Annotated in this window: 18 protein-coding genes; 7 read left to right on the top strand and 11 right to left on the bottom strand. The window is 72.1% G+C overall.

Annotation, left to right across the window (positions count from 1 at the left end; translation table 11 throughout):
* Positions 1 to 1281: an APC family permease gene (locus ABEB28_RS23990; RefSeq protein ID WP_345730441.1), complete on the bottom strand. Its 1281-nt coding sequence runs from the start codon at positions 1279 to 1281 to the stop codon at positions 1 to 3.
* Positions 1282 to 1351: 70 nt separating this feature from the next.
* Here ABEB28_RS23990 and ABEB28_RS23985 point away from each other — a divergent pair, with 70 nt between their 5' ends.
* Both ABEB28_RS23985 and ABEB28_RS23980 read left to right on the top strand, forming a co-directional pair.
* The gene (locus ABEB28_RS23985; protein ID WP_345730440.1) at positions 1352 to 2341 is read left to right on the top strand and encodes a helix-turn-helix domain-containing protein; all 990 of its coding nucleotides are present in this window, start codon (positions 1352 to 1354) and stop codon (positions 2339 to 2341) included.
* An 8-nt stretch (positions 2342 to 2349) separates the two neighbouring features.
* Positions 2350 to 3303: a class I SAM-dependent methyltransferase gene (locus ABEB28_RS23980; RefSeq protein ID WP_345730439.1), complete on the top strand. Its 954-nt coding sequence runs from the start codon at positions 2350 to 2352 to the stop codon at positions 3301 to 3303.
* A gap of 166 nt (positions 3304 to 3469) precedes the next feature.
* Here the strand turns inward: ABEB28_RS23980 and ABEB28_RS23975 are convergent, their stop codons facing one another.
* Positions 3470 to 4633: a molybdopterin molybdotransferase MoeA gene (locus ABEB28_RS23975; protein WP_345730438.1), complete on the bottom strand. Its 1164-nt coding sequence runs from the start codon at positions 4631 to 4633 to the stop codon at positions 3470 to 3472.
* 107 nt (positions 4634 to 4740) lie between these two features.
* On the opposite strand from ABEB28_RS23975, the gene ABEB28_RS23970 reads away from it, so the two are divergent.
* Positions 4741 to 5190 carry a PaaI family thioesterase gene (locus tag ABEB28_RS23970; protein WP_345730437.1) on the top strand — a complete coding sequence of 150 codons (450 nt, stop codon included), beginning with the start codon at positions 4741 to 4743 and terminating at the stop codon, positions 5188 to 5190.
* On the opposite strand, the gene ABEB28_RS23965 is transcribed toward ABEB28_RS23970, so the two are convergent.
* From ABEB28_RS23965 to ABEB28_RS23955, 3 genes are all read right to left on the bottom strand, one after another.
* The gene (locus tag ABEB28_RS23965; RefSeq protein ID WP_345730436.1) at positions 5168 to 5752 is read right to left on the bottom strand and encodes an HD domain-containing protein; all 585 of its coding nucleotides are present in this window, start codon (positions 5750 to 5752) and stop codon (positions 5168 to 5170) included. The two genes, ABEB28_RS23970 and ABEB28_RS23965, sit on opposite strands and share 23 nt — an antisense overlap.
* Before the next feature lie 345 nt (positions 5753 to 6097).
* Positions 6098 to 7060 carry a fumarylacetoacetate hydrolase family protein gene (locus ABEB28_RS23960; RefSeq protein WP_345730435.1) on the bottom strand — a complete coding sequence of 321 codons (963 nt, stop codon included), beginning with the start codon at positions 7058 to 7060 and terminating at the stop codon, positions 6098 to 6100.
* Between the two features lie 55 nt (positions 7061 to 7115).
* Positions 7116 to 8051, bottom strand: a complete 936-nt coding sequence (locus ABEB28_RS23955) for an EamA family transporter (RefSeq protein WP_345730434.1) — start codon at positions 8049 to 8051, stop codon at positions 7116 to 7118.
* 72 nt (positions 8052 to 8123) lie between these two features.
* On the opposite strand from ABEB28_RS23955, the gene ABEB28_RS23950 reads away from it, so the two are divergent.
* Together ABEB28_RS23950 and ABEB28_RS23945 are read left to right on the top strand one after the other, a co-directional pair.
* Positions 8124 to 9038 carry a LysR family transcriptional regulator gene (locus ABEB28_RS23950; RefSeq protein ID WP_345730433.1) on the top strand — a complete coding sequence of 305 codons (915 nt, stop codon included), beginning with the start codon at positions 8124 to 8126 and terminating at the stop codon, positions 9036 to 9038.
* Between the two features lie 464 nt (positions 9039 to 9502).
* Complete coding sequence (locus ABEB28_RS23945) at positions 9503 to 10243, top strand: CAP domain-containing protein (RefSeq protein ID WP_345730432.1); 741 nt, start codon at positions 9503 to 9505, stop codon at positions 10241 to 10243.
* Positions 10244 to 10367: 124 nt separating this feature from the next.
* Here the strand turns inward: ABEB28_RS23945 and ABEB28_RS23940 are convergent, their stop codons facing one another.
* Positions 10368 to 11213 (bottom strand): siderophore-interacting protein, encoded by an 846-nt coding sequence (locus ABEB28_RS23940; RefSeq protein ID WP_345730431.1) that lies wholly within the window; start codon positions 11211 to 11213, stop codon positions 10368 to 10370.
* 155 nt (positions 11214 to 11368) lie between these two features.
* On the opposite strand from ABEB28_RS23940, the gene ABEB28_RS23935 reads away from it, so the two are divergent.
* Positions 11369 to 12748: a type I glutamate--ammonia ligase gene (locus tag ABEB28_RS23935; protein ID WP_345730430.1), complete on the top strand. Its 1380-nt coding sequence runs from the start codon at positions 11369 to 11371 to the stop codon at positions 12746 to 12748.
* On the opposite strand, the gene ABEB28_RS23930 is transcribed toward ABEB28_RS23935, so the two are convergent.
* Positions 12742 to 13329, bottom strand: a complete 588-nt coding sequence (locus ABEB28_RS23930) for an HD domain-containing protein (protein WP_345730429.1) — start codon at positions 13327 to 13329, stop codon at positions 12742 to 12744. The genes ABEB28_RS23935 and ABEB28_RS23930 overlap by 7 nt on opposite strands.
* A gap of 140 nt (positions 13330 to 13469) precedes the next feature.
* On the opposite strand from ABEB28_RS23930, the gene ABEB28_RS23925 reads away from it, so the two are divergent.
* Positions 13470 to 13886, top strand: coding sequence for a pyridoxamine 5'-phosphate oxidase family protein (locus ABEB28_RS23925; RefSeq protein ID WP_345730428.1), 417 nt, complete (start codon positions 13470 to 13472; stop codon positions 13884 to 13886).
* 12 nt (positions 13887 to 13898) lie between these two features.
* On the opposite strand, the gene ABEB28_RS23920 is transcribed toward ABEB28_RS23925, so the two are convergent.
* From ABEB28_RS23920 to ABEB28_RS23905, 4 genes are all read right to left on the bottom strand, one after another.
* The gene (locus tag ABEB28_RS23920; protein ID WP_345730427.1) at positions 13899 to 14858 is read right to left on the bottom strand and encodes a M56 family metallopeptidase; all 960 of its coding nucleotides are present in this window, start codon (positions 14856 to 14858) and stop codon (positions 13899 to 13901) included.
* A complete protein-coding gene (locus ABEB28_RS23915; RefSeq protein ID WP_345730426.1) occupies positions 14855 to 15274 on the bottom strand; it encodes a BlaI/MecI/CopY family transcriptional regulator in 420 nt (139 codons plus the stop codon). Before ABEB28_RS23915 ends, ABEB28_RS23920 begins: the two co-directional genes overlap by 4 nt.
* Before the next feature lie 49 nt (positions 15275 to 15323).
* Positions 15324 to 15809, bottom strand: coding sequence for a hypothetical protein (locus tag ABEB28_RS23910; RefSeq protein ID WP_345730425.1), 486 nt, complete (start codon positions 15807 to 15809; stop codon positions 15324 to 15326).
* A 196-nt stretch (positions 15810 to 16005) separates the two neighbouring features.
* Positions 16006 to 16128: LuxR C-terminal-related transcriptional regulator (locus ABEB28_RS23905; protein ID WP_345730564.1), on the bottom strand; the 123-nt coding region annotated here is incomplete at its 5' end.

Here is a 16128-nt window from a genome sequence, read left to right as displayed (position 1 = left end):
CTACGTTTGCGGTGCTTTCTCCGGTTCGGCTTCCGCTTCGTTACTCGGGCGTAGGCGGACGTAGAGCAGCGCACCGGCCGTGACCACGGCGGCCCAGGCCAGGTAACGGCCGGTCAACGCGGTGAGCACCAGGACGATGCCGAGCGCGGCCACCGCGGTGAGCCAGGCGCGGCCGCCGGTCGGCAGGAGCTTCACGGCAGCCGCGACGCCGACCGCGTACACCGTGACGAACAGTCCGGTGGTGACCAGCACCAGCGGTCGGGGACCGATTCCGGCGGCGAGGGTTCCGGCGAGCGCCACCAGGACGCCGGCGACCAAAACGCCCAGGCTGCGCCGAGGGACCTCACCCGCGCGGCTGCCCTGCGCGATCCAGGGCGGCAGCGCCCCGTCCCGCCCGAGTGCGGCGCCGAGCTTCGCCGCACCGGCGAAGTAGGCGTTGATCGCGCCGAACGTCAGGAGCACCGCCGCGACCGCCGCCAACACCCGGGCGTTTCCGCCGAGCGCAGCGGCCAGCACCTCGCCGAGCGGTGCGGTGGACGCTCCGGCGGCCGGCCCGAGCACGCCGACCACCGCGAACGCGACCGCGAGGTAGAGCACGCCGACGATGACGACGGCCGCCGCGGTGGCCCGGGGCAGGTCGCGGGCCGGTCGACGGAACTCCGCGGTGAGGTGGGTGATCGCCTCCCAGCCGACGAAGCTCCAGACCAGTAGCGCGGCGGTCGGCCCGATCGCGGTCCAGCCGTGCGGCGCGAACGGACGTAGGTTCGCCGACTCCAGGTGCGGGATCGCCAGCACGACGGCGACCAGCAGGAACGTCACGAGCAGCACGGAGAGGCCGAACTGCACGCGCCCGGACAGCTGGACCCCGAACGCGTTGGTTCCGCCGATCCCCACGATCATCACCACCGCGGTGATCGCAATCGTGGTGGTACCGCCCCCGATCGCCGCCTCGACGTAGGCGCCGGCGAACAGCGCCGCGGCCGAAGCGCCCGGCGGCACCGCGAAGTAGAAGCACCAGCCGACGATGGTGGCGGCCCGCGCGCCGAACGCCAGCCGGGCGTAGGTCGAGACTCCACCCGCGTCCGGGTACCGCGCGCCGAGCGCGGCGAACGCAGCGGCCAGCGGCGCCGACGCAACTACGAGCAACAGCCAGGCCAGTAGCGACGCCGGGCCGGAGACCTCGGCCGCCAGCGCCGGCAGGGCGATGACGCCGGTGCCGAGGACCGCGCCGACGTACAGCGCGGTGCCGTGGGCGAGGGAGAGCCTGCCTTTTCCGGTCATGCCGCAACCCTCGGGGGATGCCGTTATCGCGACCAGGACGATTAGCAGCGGACTGCGCTAAATTTCTGCCATGGGCCCGCACGTCGTAGCAGTGGCGGTGACCGACTCCCTGCCCGTTTTCGAGCTTGCGGTGGCGTGCGAGGTCTTCGGACTGGACCGCAGTGATCTCGTCGACCCCTGGTACGAGCTGCGCCTCTGCGCCGCGGAGCCGGGACCGCTGCGGACGGCGGCCGGGCTGTCCGTCGACACCAAGTACGACCTCGACGACCTGGTGGCGGCCGACACCGTGCTGGTGCCGGGCGTCCACCGGACGACCCAGCTCGCTCCGCCGGAGCCGCTGCTGGACGCCTTGCGCCGCGCGCACCGGGACGGGAAGCGGATCGTGTCGTTCTGCGCCGGTGCGTACGTGCTCGCCGCCGCCGGTCTCCTCGACGGCCGCCGGGCGACCGCCCACTGGATGAACGCGCTGGACTTCGCGCACCGGTTCCCCCGGGTCCAGGTGGATCCGACCGTGCTCTACGTCGACGACGGCAACCTGCTGACCAGTGCGGGCACAGCCGCGGCCATCGACCTCTGCCTGCACATCGTCCGGCGTGATTACGGATCGGCGGTGGCCGCCGAGGTGGCCCGACGGATGGTGGTCCCGCCGCCCAGGCAGGGCAGCCAGGCCCAGCACCCGACGCCGATCGCCGCCCGCAAGCCCGACGACCTCGGTCCGGTGCTGGCCTGGGCCGAGGAGCGACTCGACCAGCCACTCACCGTCGCCGACCTGGCCCGGCAGGCCCACCTGAGCCCGACGACGTTCGCCAGGCGCTTCCGGACGACGCTCGGCGCCACGCCGCTGCAGTGGCTGGTCGAGCAGCGGGTCCGCCGGGCCCAGGAGCTGCTGGAGACCACCGACGAACCGGTCGAGCGGATCGCCCGACTGGCCGGATTCGGAACGCCCGCGAACTTCCGGCACCACTTCCAGCGCCTGGTCGAGGTGTCGCCGCAGACCTACCGGCACGTGTTCCGCTACCGAGCCCGGGGCGGCCGGGAGGTGCGCCGGACACCGGCATGATGGTGCCCATGGTCGATGCCGAGTGGGCCGCGCTGACCGAGACTCAGCAGCAGCGCTGGAGTGCGGTGCTGCGCTGCCTGTCCGAGGTGGTGCCCGCCGGGGCCACCGTGGTCGTCGGCGGCGTCGGCGCCGAGGTGTTCGCCGAGCGGCTGGCGGCGGTGACGAGCGCGGCCGACGTGCTGGTCGGTGGGTCGGCCGATGTGGAGGCCGGCGGGGCGGGGCTCCTGGCAGCGGCGGACGTGGTGGTTCGGCTGCGCGGCGGGCCGCCCGGGGCCGACCGCGCCGAGGACGCCGACATCGTCGTTGATCTGCGTGACCCGGCGTGGCCGGTGATCCGGCGGGTCGCGGACCGGTTGTCCACGTCCGATCGCTGGCACCTGACCGAGTCGCGCGCGTTCTTCGCGGCGAAGGCGTCGACCTGGGACCGCCGATTCGGCGACGACCTGCCCGCGTACGCCGTCGCGGTCGCCGAAGCCGGGTTTCGGCCGGGCGGGCTGCTGGTCGACGTCGGGTGCGGTACCGGACGTGCGCTGCCCTCTCTGCGCTCCGCGGTCGGCCCGGACGGCGTCGTCGTGGGTCTCGACCTCACGCCGGAGATGCTCGCCGAGGCCCGGGCCCGCAGCGTCACCGAGCACGCGTCGCTGGTGCTGGCCGACGCCTGCCGCCTCCCGTTCGCGGATGCGTCCGCCGACGGCGTCTTCGCCGCCGGACTCCTCATGCACCTGCCCGATCCGGACGCCGGGCTCCGCGAACTCGCACGGATCACCCGTCCCGGAGGCCGGCTCGTACTCTTCCACTCGACCGGGCGGGCAGCGCTCGCCGCGCGCCACGGCCGGTCGCTGCGCCCGGACGAGCCGCTCGCCGAGGCGCCGTTGCGGGCGTCCACCGCGGACACCGGCTGGCGACTCGACCGCTACGAGGACGCCGCCGAGCGCTTCCTAGCCGTCGCGACCCGCACCTGAGCCGCCCGTCCGCGCGCCAGGCGCGGTCATTTTCCCGAAAATCCGCCCCCGGGCAGCGGCCCAGCGGTGGCCTTCCCGAAAACCCGCCCCTGGGCGGCGCGGGAACGGCGGCCTTCCCGAAACTCGCCTCCGTGGGGCGGCGCGGCCGGGAGGTGGCCCCCCGGGCTCACGGGAAGTGCAGTACCTCGACGGGGGAATCGGGCTGCCAGCCCGGCTCCAGCACTGCCACGCCGTCGGCGTCGGCTGCCGCCCGCAACCGCGCCGGTCCGGCGTCCGCCACCGGAACGGCAGCACCGTCGGTGACCCGCACCGGAAGCAGGCGGGTCACCGCCCCCGGCGGCTGGGCATCACCGGCCAGCCGAACCCGGACCGGAGGCCGCTCGACGCGGCCGAGCAGCCCATCCAGCAGCGGAGCCAGCAGCGTGACGCAGCCGACCAGGCCCGCGAACGGGTTGCCGGGCAGCCCGACCACCCAGCGGCCGTCCGGCAGCCGGGCCAGCAGCTGCGGATGGCCGGGCCGACAAGCCACCCCGTCGACGTGCCGGACCGCGTCCAGGTCGGCCAGCACCGCGTGCAGGTGGTCGGCGCGCCCGACCGACGACGAGCCGGTCACGACGAGGACGTCGGCTCCGTCGGCGATCAGGGTGGCGCGTAGCCGGTCCCGGTCGTCCGGCACCGGGACGAGCTCCGGAGTGGACGCTCCGGCCCGCTCCGCCAGCGCGATGACGAGCGGCCCGAGCGCGTCCCGCACCTGACCGGCGCCGGGCAGCCCGGCCTGCACGACCTCGTCGCCGGTGACCACCAGCCGAACGGACGGGCGGCGCCGGACCGGAACCACGTCGGTACCGCCCTGCGCGAGCAGCCCGACCAGCGGCGAGGTCACGTCCCGCCCGGCGGTCGCGAGCACGTCCCCGGGCCGGAGATCCTCGCCGGCTCGACGGATGTGGATCCGCCGGGGAGGAGGCGCCTCCACCAGGCCCTCACCGCAGCGAACGTCCTCGTACGGCACCACCGCATCGGAGCCGTCCGGCACCGGCGCGCCGGTCGCGATCTCGACCGCGGTTCCCGGCTCGACGACACCCGGCGCCGCGGCTCCGGCGAGAACCCGGCCGGTCACTCGCCACGGCCCCGGACCGGCCACGGCGTACCCGTCCATCGCCGCGGTGTCGAAGCCGGGCACGCGGGTACGGGAACGAACGTCCGCGGCGAGTACCCGTCCGGCGGCGAGCGCGAGCGGCACGCTCTCGACGTCGACCGGCTCGGCGAGCGTGCGCGCGAGTGCGCGGGCCGCGCTCCATCCGGTCACCGTGCGCGCCTCCGCGTGCGTCACGTCCACCTCATCCCGATCGATCAGTGTCTACAGCATGCGGCCAGACGCGCATCGAGGTGTCCATCCCTGTTCACCCGGCGGCCCGCTGAGCGTGTTGAGCTGGGCTGGTGACGCCGTTTGCGTGGGCCGCGAAGGCCCTGGAAGACGTCCCGGCCAACGCCCTGATCGGTCTCCGAGTACGCACGATCGACCCGAACGGCGCGGAGGTCGAGCTGCCGGACGACGCACGCCTCCGCAACCCGTACGGCGCCGTGCAGGCCGGCCCCCTGCTGGGCCTCCTCGACGCCGCGGCGCTCGGCGCCGTCCTCGGCCACCTGACCGAGGACCACCTGGCGACGGTGACCACTGTCGCTCGCTCGGTGTCGCTGGACTTCCTGGCGCCGGCCCGAGGCGTCCTGACCGGAACGTCGTCGTTGACTGTGGAACAGCGGGCGAAGCTGCGCGCGCTGGTGGACGGCGACGGCCGGAAGCTGGCCCTGGAGACGACGGCCGAGGCGCGCGCGGCGGACGGCACGGTCGTGAGCAGGGCGACGTTCAGCTGGGTACTTCGCCGGTAGGCGGTGCGCCGTCCACCGCGAGGCGGGTGCGGACGCGGCCGGCGATCGCGGCGAGGTACGGGCCGCGACGGGGATGAACCCGCGCGTTCGGCGAGTTGGGGCCGTGCCGCCGGAGCATGTCGACGATCCGGTCCTCGAACGCCATCCGCCGGCCGTCGGGGCCGACGGTCTGGTCGGCGTAGGTGAGAGCGTCGGCCAGCGCCGACCGCTCCTCGGCGTACCGATGGAGTTCCTCGCCCAACCCGCGGTCCTCCGCGACGAACCGCGCGCCGGAGTGGTGGGCGACGAGTGCGCACAGTCGGGGCTCCCACCCTCGGTCCCGGAGGCCGTCGGCGCCGTCCAGGGGGTGGAACCCGGTGACGCGCAGCGTCGACGCGTAGCCGATGTCGTGCAGCCACGCACCGGCGACCAGTAACTCCAGGTCATCGGCGGGAACCGCCGGGGCGAGTTCGGCCGCCCGCTCCGCGACACCAGCGGTGTGGCGCCACCGCTCGGAGTCGAACCCGAGCAGCTCACCGGCGAGCTCGCGCGCGGCCGCGACGAGATCTGACCGTGTCGTCACCACTCCGGACCTCCCGCTCGCGAGTACCTCTTCGGCAGAGTAATTCGCGTCCGCGGACGCTCAGGGTGCGGGTATGACCGGCACCGTCTGGCTCCGGCGACGGGGAAGCGCACGCGGATGGAGTGGGTGTTCGTCCTGGAGCAGGCGGGCCCACGCCCGGACCAGCGACTCCGGTGGCGACAGGAGGTCGGGCGCATGAAACCGGACCGCGTAGTCGCATCGCGGGTCCGGACAGCCGAGAAACGCGTGCATCCCCATGGCTACTGTCGTACACCGTCGCAGAGGGTCGATCATGCAACCCAAGATGGGTGCATTCCGTCCCTCAACCGGCGAAAATCTCCGTGCTCAATCCTCGGCGACGCAGACGTTGCGCTGCGCACCGAGGCCGGTGATCGTGCACTCCAGGACGTCGCCGGGCTGCAGGAACACTCCCCAGTGCGCGCCGTTGCCGGCCGGCGAGCCGGTGAGCAGCAGATCGCCCGGCCGCAGCTCGGTGACGGTCGACGCGTACTCGATCAGCCGCGCGACGTCGAAGATCATGTCCTTGGTCGACTCGTCCTGCCGAACGACGTCGTTGTGCCGCAACATGATCTGCAGCTGCATCGGATCGCCGACGAACTCCGCCGGTACCAGGAACGGACCCGTGGGCAGGAAAGTCATCGCGTTCTTCGCGACGAACCAGTCCGTGCCGATCGCCTTCAGGTCCGGCCGGTAGAGCCGGTCTCGCGTGGTCAGGTCGTTGCAGATCGTGTAGCCGGCGACGTGATCCATCGCGTCCGCCCTCGGGATCCGCTTGCCTGCCCTCCCGATCACCGCCGCGAGCTCAAGCTCCCAGTCGTGCTGCTCGCCTTCCCGCGGCAGCACGATGTCGTCGTACGCCCCGCACATCGCGCGGGTGGAGCCCAGGAACAGGTACGGCGTTCCGCTCTCCGCCCGGGCGTCCATCATCGCGGCCGCGTCCGCTCGCGCCTCCTCCGGAGACGCGCCGTGCACCGACTCCCGCTCCGCGGCGACCAGGTCGATCACGTGCTGTCGATAGTTCGCGCCGCTCTGCAGGATCTGGCCGGGCTCGAGCGGCGGCAACACGCGCACCGTGTCGCCGCCCAGCCAGTTCCCGCGGGGATCGGCGGCCAGTCGGCGCAGCGCGGTGAGCGCGGAGTCCCAGTCGGCGAGCAGGTCGCGGGTCGTGGGAGCGAGCGCGGAGACGTCCCGCACCCGCCCGTGGGCGACCAGGCCGGGGAACGGGCGGCCTCCTACCTGGGCGAACGTACCGAGTGCGAACTCGCCGGCATGGGTCGGGAACGACACGGTCCCCTCCTCGCAGAGAGTCACCCCGGACGGCATCGGCCCGGGACGACGGACGTCAACAAGGTTGGAGCGTAGTAGTCGGTGCCGTTACCGCTTTCGGCCGGTCACCCGTTGTCACCTCTGCGAACTCCGGGAGCACCGGTTCCTCGGGCGTCGCGCGCGGCGGAGAGGTGAGCGTCGCGCCCACCGCGGCGACGATCACCAGCGTGATCGCCAGGACCGCTCCCACTCCCACGGCCTGCCCCAGCAGTGCCGCACCGGCCATCGCCGCCACCGCGGGTTCGAGCGCCAGCAGGACGCTGAACGACTTCTTCGGCATCCGGCCCAGCGCGAACAGCTCCAGCGAGTACGGGATCACCGAGGCCAGTACGGCCATACCCACGGCGATGCCCAGCACCGGCCACGACAACAGCGCGGTACCCGCCGACACGATCCCGATGGGCAGCGTCAACAGCCCCGCGACGACGCTCGCCACCGCCAGCCCGCTCATCCCCACGTCGGCGGAGGCCACGCGGGCACCCGCGAGGATGTACCCCGCCCAGAACGCGGCCGCGACCAGTGCCCATGCCACACCGGCGACCGTGAGCGGCTGCTCGAACCCCTCGATACCGAGCACGACGACCCCGGTCAGCGCCAGCGCCACCCACAGCAGGTCGCGGAGGCGCCGGGACAGGACGGTCGCCAGTGCCAGCGGCCCGAGGAACTCCAGCGTCACCGCCGCACCGAGCGGGATGCGGCTCACCGCCTCGTAGAACGCCCCGTTCATGCCGGCCAGCGCGATCCCGAGCAGCACCACCGACCGCCACTGGCCTCGCGTCCAGGATCGGACCCGAGGTCTGGTCAGCGCGACCAGCACCAGCGCCGAGAGCGTCAGCCGCAGCGCCGATGCACCGGCCGCCCCGATCACCGGGAACAGCACGCTGGCCAGAGACGCGCCGAGTTGGAGGGAGGTCACTGACCCCAGAACCGCGAAGAAGGGAACGAAACGCACGGCATCCAGCCTGCCTCGGCCAGCCGATTCAGAAAAGCTCAATTTTCTGGACGATAATCGTAAGCTGAACTGATGCTTGACCTGCACCGTCTCCGGCTATTGCGCGAGGTCTACCTCCGGGGCAGCCTCGCCGCAGCGGCCACCGCACTCCGCTACAGCCCGTCCGCGGTCTCCCAGCAGCTGGCCGTCCTGGAGCGTGAAGTGGGGACGCCCCTGCTGGAGAAGGTGGGGCGGGGCGTCCGGCTCACCGCCCAGGCGCAGATCCTGGTCGGCCACGCCGAGGTCGTACTGGAACGCCTGGAGCTGGCCGAGGCGGAGGTCGCCGCCTCGTTGAGCGACGTCACCGGAACGGTCCGGGTCGCCTGTTTCCAGACCGTCGCACTCAGCCTGATGCCGACCATGCTCGATCACGTCCGCAGGGCTTATCCGGGTCTCCGCGTCGAGCTGAGCCAGGTCGACCCGGACGTGTCGATGCCGGCACTGCAGGCCCGTGACTACGACCTGGCCGTGGCCGAGGAGTTCCCCGGCCAGCCGCAACCTTTACTGACCGGCCTCGACCGGGAGGAGGTCGGGCCGGACCCGCTGCGGCTCGCGCTACCGCCCGCGCTGGCGCACCGGGACATCACCGATCTGGCGCAACTGGCCGACCAGCCGTGGATCGTCGAGCCGCCGACGAAGCCCGCGCGCCGCTGGGTGACGACGCTCTGCCGCGCGGCGGGGTTCGAGCCGGACATCCTGCACGAGTCGGCGGACATGCTGCTCAACGCCCGGCTGGTGGAGACCGGTCACGGGGTCGCCCTGCTCCCCGATCTGGTGTGGCAGGGCAGCTCGCCGCCGGTAGCGGTTCGCGACCTCCCCGGCGGGCGGGTGTACCGGCAGATCTACACCGCGGCCCGGGTGGGCAGCGGGCACCATCCGGCGATCACCGCGGTCCGGGCAGCGCTGCGCGCCGCTCACGCGGCCGGGACGACCCCGGCGCCCGGGTGAGGCTCGCGGGTGCGGCGCGCATTCGTGCGGACGCGATCCGTTAATTGCGTATTCGTTCGACGAACTCAGCGCGCAATTTTCCGGGAATCCCACTCAACAGTGAACCCGGTCACGTCGCGGCCCGTGATTCCAAGCGCGACACGCACGCCGTCGGGGCCCTTGCGTTGGCGCGTCATATCGGCTCGATCCACCGGAGTGCGCGTGACCACCAGCCTTACCGCCGCACCGGCCCTGAACTGGCCGGATACCCCGCCGAACGAAGATGTGCACCGATCCGTCCGAAACACGGAATGCCGACCGTCAGTGCGCACCCACCCACAGTTTTACTCATCCGGACTACGAAAAGAATTGCCCATTCACCAATGGCATGAATTCGAATCCCGCGTCGCGCAACGGGGCGTCGGCGCCCGCCTCCGGCAAACCGCCATCCGGCCGGCCCTCGTCCGGTGAGAGAGGAGCGCGCGGTGTCCGAACCGGCCTTTCCCAGGACACGATCCACGCGGCCCGACCTGTATGCGGGAGCCCGACGCCGGTTCAGCGGCCTCGGCACGATCGCGTCCGGCTTCGTCGCGCTGGTGCTGGTCCTCGGCGCGCTGCTCACCAGCGAACTCGACCGCTACAGCAGCCAGGACAGCCCGCCACTGCACTCGCAGGCGACCGGCTCGCCCGGCTTGCCGACGAACGGCGCGGTGCCGGGAGGATCACCGGCTCCAGCCGCTCCGGGCGGCACCGCCGCTCCGGAGAGGACGTCCAGCGCGCCGTCGCCGTCCTCGTCGACGGCCGTCGACGAGGTGAACCGCGCCGTGGTCGCGACGGTCAACCGGTCGCTCGACGACCTGGGCTGCGAGTCGGTCGCGATCGAGCCGCGATTGGTGGCTGCCGCACGGGCGCACATGGACACGATGGTGGAGACCGGCTACCTCACGGTCACCGGTCCCGACGGCGACAACCCGAAGTCCCGGGCGAAGGCGGCGGGGTTCACCGGCTCGACCGTCGTGCAGGCGATCGTGCTCGGCGCGGAGACGCCGACGGACGCCGCGACGCTCGGGGCGCCGCCGCCCGCAGCCGCCGACGACGCCCTGCCGATCACCGTGCGCGTCGTGGCAAAAACGCCGTTGAAGTGCGGCTACACGTCCCTCGGCGCCGACTTCCGCCGCGACTCCCGCAACGTCCCGATCGCCGCGATCGTCCTAGCCAAGAAGTAACCGCCGCCAGCTTTGCACTTACAACGGCGGTGGAGCCCGCTGAGGGCGGGGCCGGCAGTCGAGCGCGAGGCCGCCGCGTATTCGGTCATACTCAAGGCCTCGCGCTCGTCTGTCAGCGTCGTTCTCAGCGGGCCGCCAACAAGGTGGACTCTTCGGCTTCGACGGCGGCATTCCACTCGCCCTTCGAGGACTGCCAGCCGTCCTCGTCGCGGCCGAGGCGCCAGTACCCGGAGATCGAGAGCTGCTCGCGTGGGATCTCGCGCTCGACCCGGAGCAGCTTGCGCAGCTCCTTCACGAACGCCGCCTCCCCGTGGACGAACGCGTGCACCGACCCCGGCGGGAACTCGAGGTCCCGGACGGCCTGCACGAGGGCTTCGCCGACGACGCGGTCGCCACGGTGGACCCATGTGATCCGCGCGTCCGCCTCGGTCGGGAGCTTGAGTTCCTCCTCGGGCCCCGCCACCTCCACGAACACGTGGGCGGTCTTACCGGCGGGCACCCGCTCCAGCGACGCCGCGATCGCCGGCAGCGCCGCCTCGTCACCGACCAGGAGGTGCCAGTCGGCCTCCTCGCTCGGCGCGTACGCCCCACCGGGGCCCTGGAACCGGAGGATGTCTCCCGGCTTCGCCGCTGCCGCCCACGGCCCGGCGATGCCCTCGTCCCCGTGGTAGACGAAGTCGATCGTCAGCTCACCGGTCTCGGCGTCCCAGCTGCGCACGGTGTAGGTGCGGACCCGCGGCCAGCCCTCCCGCGGCAGCGTCTCGCGGACTACCTCCAGGTCGAACGGCTCCGGGTACTCGACGTCGTCCCGCAGGAACAACAGCTTCACGTAGTGATCGGTGAACGCACCCGCCGGGAAGTCGGCCAAGCCGTCGCCACCGAGGACAACGCGGATCAGATGCGGGGTGAGCTGCTCGGTGCGCAGCACCGTCGCCGATCGGGCCACACGCTTCCGGCCGGGCTGGGTCATCCGAATCCTCTTCTCTCGCTTCAACTAAGGGCAGCCTAACCCCCAAAAGGTTGCCTCTGGCACCAACTCATTGCTCACACTTAGCTTGACTGCCATGATTCGTCCGGTAACCGCCTTTTTGTGGCGTTAGCGGCGACACCCCGCGAGGAGTGAGCATGGCCCTCAGCACTGCACCGGCCATTTCGACCCCGGAGGAGCTCTGGGCGCGTGCTGCCGAAGAACTGGCGAACGCCGGCGTCATCGGCGTCACGACCGTCTGGGCCGACAACAACGGCATTCCGCGCTCGCAGACCGTGCCGATCGACCAGCTGGCGAGCGCCGCCGCGTACGGCGTCGGCATCACGTCACTCTTCCCCGTGCTCGACTCGCACGACGGCACGACGTTCGCCCACGAAGGGCTGTCCACACCGTCCGGCGAGGTCCGATTGGTCCCGGTCATCGACCGACTGGTCCGGCTGAAGGGCCAGCCCGCGTTCGCGTGGGCGCCCGGTCGTCAACTCGGCGCCGACGGGACGCCCACCCCCTACGATCAGCGATCGGTCCTGGAGCGGCAGATGGAGCGGGCCAGGGAGGCCGGGCTGACCATCCGCGCCGGCTACGAGCTGGAGTTCTACCTCGGCAAGGACGCCCAGCTGTCACCCGCTCACCGCGGCCCTGCCTACAGCCCGACCGCCCTCCTCCACGTCGACGAGTTCGCTGCGCAACTCCTCGGCGACCTGGCCGCCGACGGCATCCCGGTGGGACAGCTGCACGCCGAGCACGGGGCGTCCCGGCTGAAGGTGACGATCACCGCGACCGACCCGGTCAGCGCCGCCGATCGGCAGATGCTGGCGCGTCAGACCATTCACGCGGCCGCGCGGTCACAGGGCCTGTGTGCGAGCTTCGCGCCGGTCGTCGACGTCGCCGGTATCGGCAACGTCTGGCGGCTGCACAGCTCGGTCTGGCGGCGCAACGAAAACCTGATGAGCGGCGACGGGCCGCACGGGCTGTCCACCGAGGGGGCGAGCTACCTCGCCGGCCTGCTGCGGGACTTGCCGGCCATCGCGGCGATCACCGCGCCGAGCGTCCCGTCGCTGACCCGGCTACGGCCGAGCGCGTTCGCCGGGGCGTACGCGTTCTGGGGCGTCGGCAACCGCGAGGCGCCGCTGCGCTACCTGCCGTCCACCACGATGCTGGGCCCGTCGCACGCGAACGTCGAGCTGTCGCCGTCGGACGCGTCGGCCAACCCGTACCTGGCGCTGGCCGTGGTGATCGGCGCGGGCCTGTCCGGAATGGACGAGAAGCTCGCGCTGCCCGACCCGATCCAGGAAGACGTCGGGAGCTGGACCGAGGACCGACGCTCCGGCCTGGAGGTCCGGCGCCTCCCGATCACCACCGACGAGCAATTGGTCGCCCTGCAGGAGAACACCCGGATCGCCGAGGTGCTCGGGCCGGAGTTGGCCGGGGCATTCCGGGCGGTGCGGAAGTCCGACTGGCTGTGGGCGCAGGACCGCTCGATCGAGGACGTGATCGAGGGTCACCGCTGGCTCTACTGAGCCTGCGGCAGCTGCTCACTCTCGGTAGCGAATCGAGCCCGCTCGACCCGGCTTGCGACGCCGAGCAGATAGGGCGCGCGCGCCCGGTGCGCGCGGGCCTGCGGTGAGCCCGCGCCGTGCCGACGCAGCACCTCCGCGATCCGCTGCTCCACCGTGAACGACCGCCCGTACGGCCCGACCGTCTGATCGGCGTAGGTCAGGGCGTCCGACACCGGCGAGACCTCGACCGGGTACTCCGCCATCTGCGCCGCCAGGCCGCGGGCCTCGGCGACGAACCGCGCACCCGAATGATGGGCGACAAGGCTGCTCAGGCGGTGTGGCCAGCCCAACCGGTCGAGATAGCGGGCGCCGTCGAGCGGGTGGAAACCGGTGTCGCGCACTTCCTCGGCGTACCCGATGTCGTGCAGCCAGGCAGCCGCGACGAGCAGCTCACGGTCGGACGGCGACACGGTGTCGGCCAGCCGCAGCGCACCGGCGGCGACCCCGACGGTGTGGTGCCAGCGCTCCGTGGACGGTGGAAGCAGGGTGCGCGCCAGCTCTTCCGCATGGTCCACACCGAAAGCGCAGGCCGTTCGGGTCATGCGGCAATTGTTACCCCGTGTGGCGAGAGATGCCTGACCGCGAAGACAGTGCTCACCTGTCGTTCACCTTCCGTTCGCCCGGGAAGATACGGGACTTCTGACCCTGGGAACCTGCGCCGGTGGCCTACCACAATTCACGCATGGATACGCTCCGCACCGGCCCGGACCGGGCACTCACCGCGATCGACCGCGAGGAATGCCTGGCGCTGCTGGCGAGCGTGCCGGTCGGTCAGGTCGTGTTCAGCTTCCGCGCGCTCCCGGAGATCCTGCCGGTCAACTTCCGCGTGGACGGCGCGAGCGTCGTGCTGCGGGTGGCGAGCGGCTCCGCCCTGGCGCGGGTGACCCACGGCACCGTGCTGGCGTTCCACGCCGACCGCATCGACGAGGCGGCCCGGACGGGGTGGAGCGTCACGGTCGTCGGACGGGTGACCGAGGTGACCGACGAGGACGAACGGGCCCGGATCCGGGCGCTGCCGTTGGAGTCCTGGATGAGCGACGCCCGCGATCACTTCCTGCGGATCGATGCCGAACGGGTCACCGGCCGCCGCCTGGCGTGAGCGGGGACCGGGTCAGCGCCGGGCAGCGTCACCGTGGACGGTCTGCGAGAACTGTTCGCACGCCTTCTGGTACGCGCTCTCCACCGCGTGCGCACCCCAGCCCGAGTGGACCGGCAGCGCCAACGCGAGCGCGGCGACCAGCACCAGCAGCGGACGCCCGGCCGGCAGGGGTGGCGACATCAGCGCGGTGGCGCGCGCCGTCGCGTCCCCCGCCGTGGCCCGGAGCACCGGCTCTCGACGCGCGACCGGTCGCCGTCCCGACCGGACCGCCGACCTGGCCAGCGCGGCCTTCGCGATCGCGCGTGCCGCGACCGTGCGATCACCGACCGCCCGCGCGGCGTCCTCGTCGGCCCACCGCTCCACCTGCTCGGCGATCGACGCGGCCAGCGACCGCAACGTCGGGTTCAGCCAGGTCGCCACCCGGACCAGCAGGACGTGCGCGTAGTGGCGCCGGTCCAGGTGGGAACGCTCGTGAGCGAGCACGACTTCCTGCTCCACCGGCGCCAGCGCCGCCAGCAGACCGGTGTGCAGAACGACGAGCCCTTGCCTGCCCGGTACCGCGTAGGCCTCCGGATCGGGGTCGTCGACGATCAGGACGCCGTCGACCGGACGCGCTCGCCGCCAGCTGGCCTTCGCTGCCAGCAAATCGTTCACCGCCGACCAAGCGACCGGGATCCCCGCTGCGAGTGCTGCCAGCACCGGCAACCCGATCAGCAGGACCGTGGCCACCCGTCCGGGCGTGTGCAGCCCCAGCTCGGCCGGGAGCGACGCGTCCCAGAGGGCCGGGCGCACCAGGGCGACGGCCGCCGCTGCGGCACCGATCGCGGTGGCCGCCGCCACGCCGAACGCGACGAGCGTCAAGCACCAGGTCGCGGTCGCCGGATGGACGCGGCGGGCGAGGCGCGGCCCGACACGGCCGACCACCGCCCCCACTCCCCAGGGCAGGACGGCCGCCAGTAGCCAGGAGTTCACCGCTTCCCCTCCCGCTCGGGCTGCACTCCGTCGGGCTCGGTCGCGGCCAGCAGGTCCGCGAGCAGGGCCTCGTCCTGTGGGCTGAGATCGGCGACGAAGCGGGCGAGCACGCCCCGCCGGTCACCACCGGAGTCGAGGATCTTCCGCATCCGGCGGGCCGCAGCACCCACCTGGATCGCCTCCGGAGTCTCCACCGGCCGGTACGCGTACGACCGGCCGTTCCGCTCCCGCGCTAACACACCCTTGGCGTGCAGGCGTACCAGCGCGGTCTGCACGGTGGTGTACGCCAGATCTCCGGGGAGAGCATCCCGTACCTCCGGGACGGTGAGCGGCGCCGACGCGTTGGCCAGGACGTCGAGCACGGCTCGCTCCAGCGACCCGCTCGACCGACGGCCTTGGCCGCGCTGCTCCTCCACCGCATTACCTCCCACCGCCGGCTGTGCGCACTCGGTGCGAAAGTACCGGTCAGGGTGCGGCGCTGACCACGCCGTCCCAGGCGGCCTTGGCGCCTGAGTCACCGACCCGGTAAACCGTGATCACCGACCCGATCGCGACGACCAGCGACAGCACGGCGAGCCCCACCGTCAGCGCGGTCTTGCTGTTCCCGGTGCGTGCGGCCGGCAGGAACCTGTGCACGGCCCAGACCGCGACCGACACCAGGAACAGCCCGACCGTCCAGGGCAGGAGCTGGTCGGCGAGGCTCGCATGCCTGCCCACCAGCGGGCTGCCCCCACCCATCTGACCGGCGAGCCACTCGCCGGCGTTGGCGGTCATCGGCACGCTGATCAGCGAGATCAGTGCGACGACCGGGAGAACGACGCCGATGCGCCGCCTGGCGGTCGGCCAGACCGCGCTGGCGAGCAGTAGCAACGCGGTGATCGGGATGAGCATGACGACGACGTGGACGAGCAAGACGTGGGCCGGCAGCCCGTTGATCTCGGTCGGACCCATGGCAACTCCTTTAGCGTTCAACTACCTCCCATTATTACTACAAAGCTGTGTAGTAACTAAGAGAAACGATGAACCGACGCCGGGGCGCAGACGTGTCCGAGGTACCCGAACCGGGTCCCACCGCGGCGGCCGAAAAACTCCCCTCCCGGCCCGCCGCGGTGGTCAACGCCCGCCGCGCGCCGACCCGAGGTTCGGGTCAGCTGAGCAGCTTCGTCGCGAGGATCGCGGCTTGGGTGCGGCGCTCGAGGCCGAGCTTGGCCAGCAGGCTGGAGACGTAGTTCTTCACGGTCTTCTCCGCCAGGAACATCTCCTCGCCGAT

This window comes from Cryptosporangium minutisporangium, from assembly GCF_039536245.1.
Lineage (GTDB): Bacteria > Actinomycetota > Actinomycetes > Mycobacteriales > Cryptosporangiaceae > Cryptosporangium > Cryptosporangium minutisporangium.
This window is presented reverse-complemented; position numbering and strand designations above follow the sequence as displayed.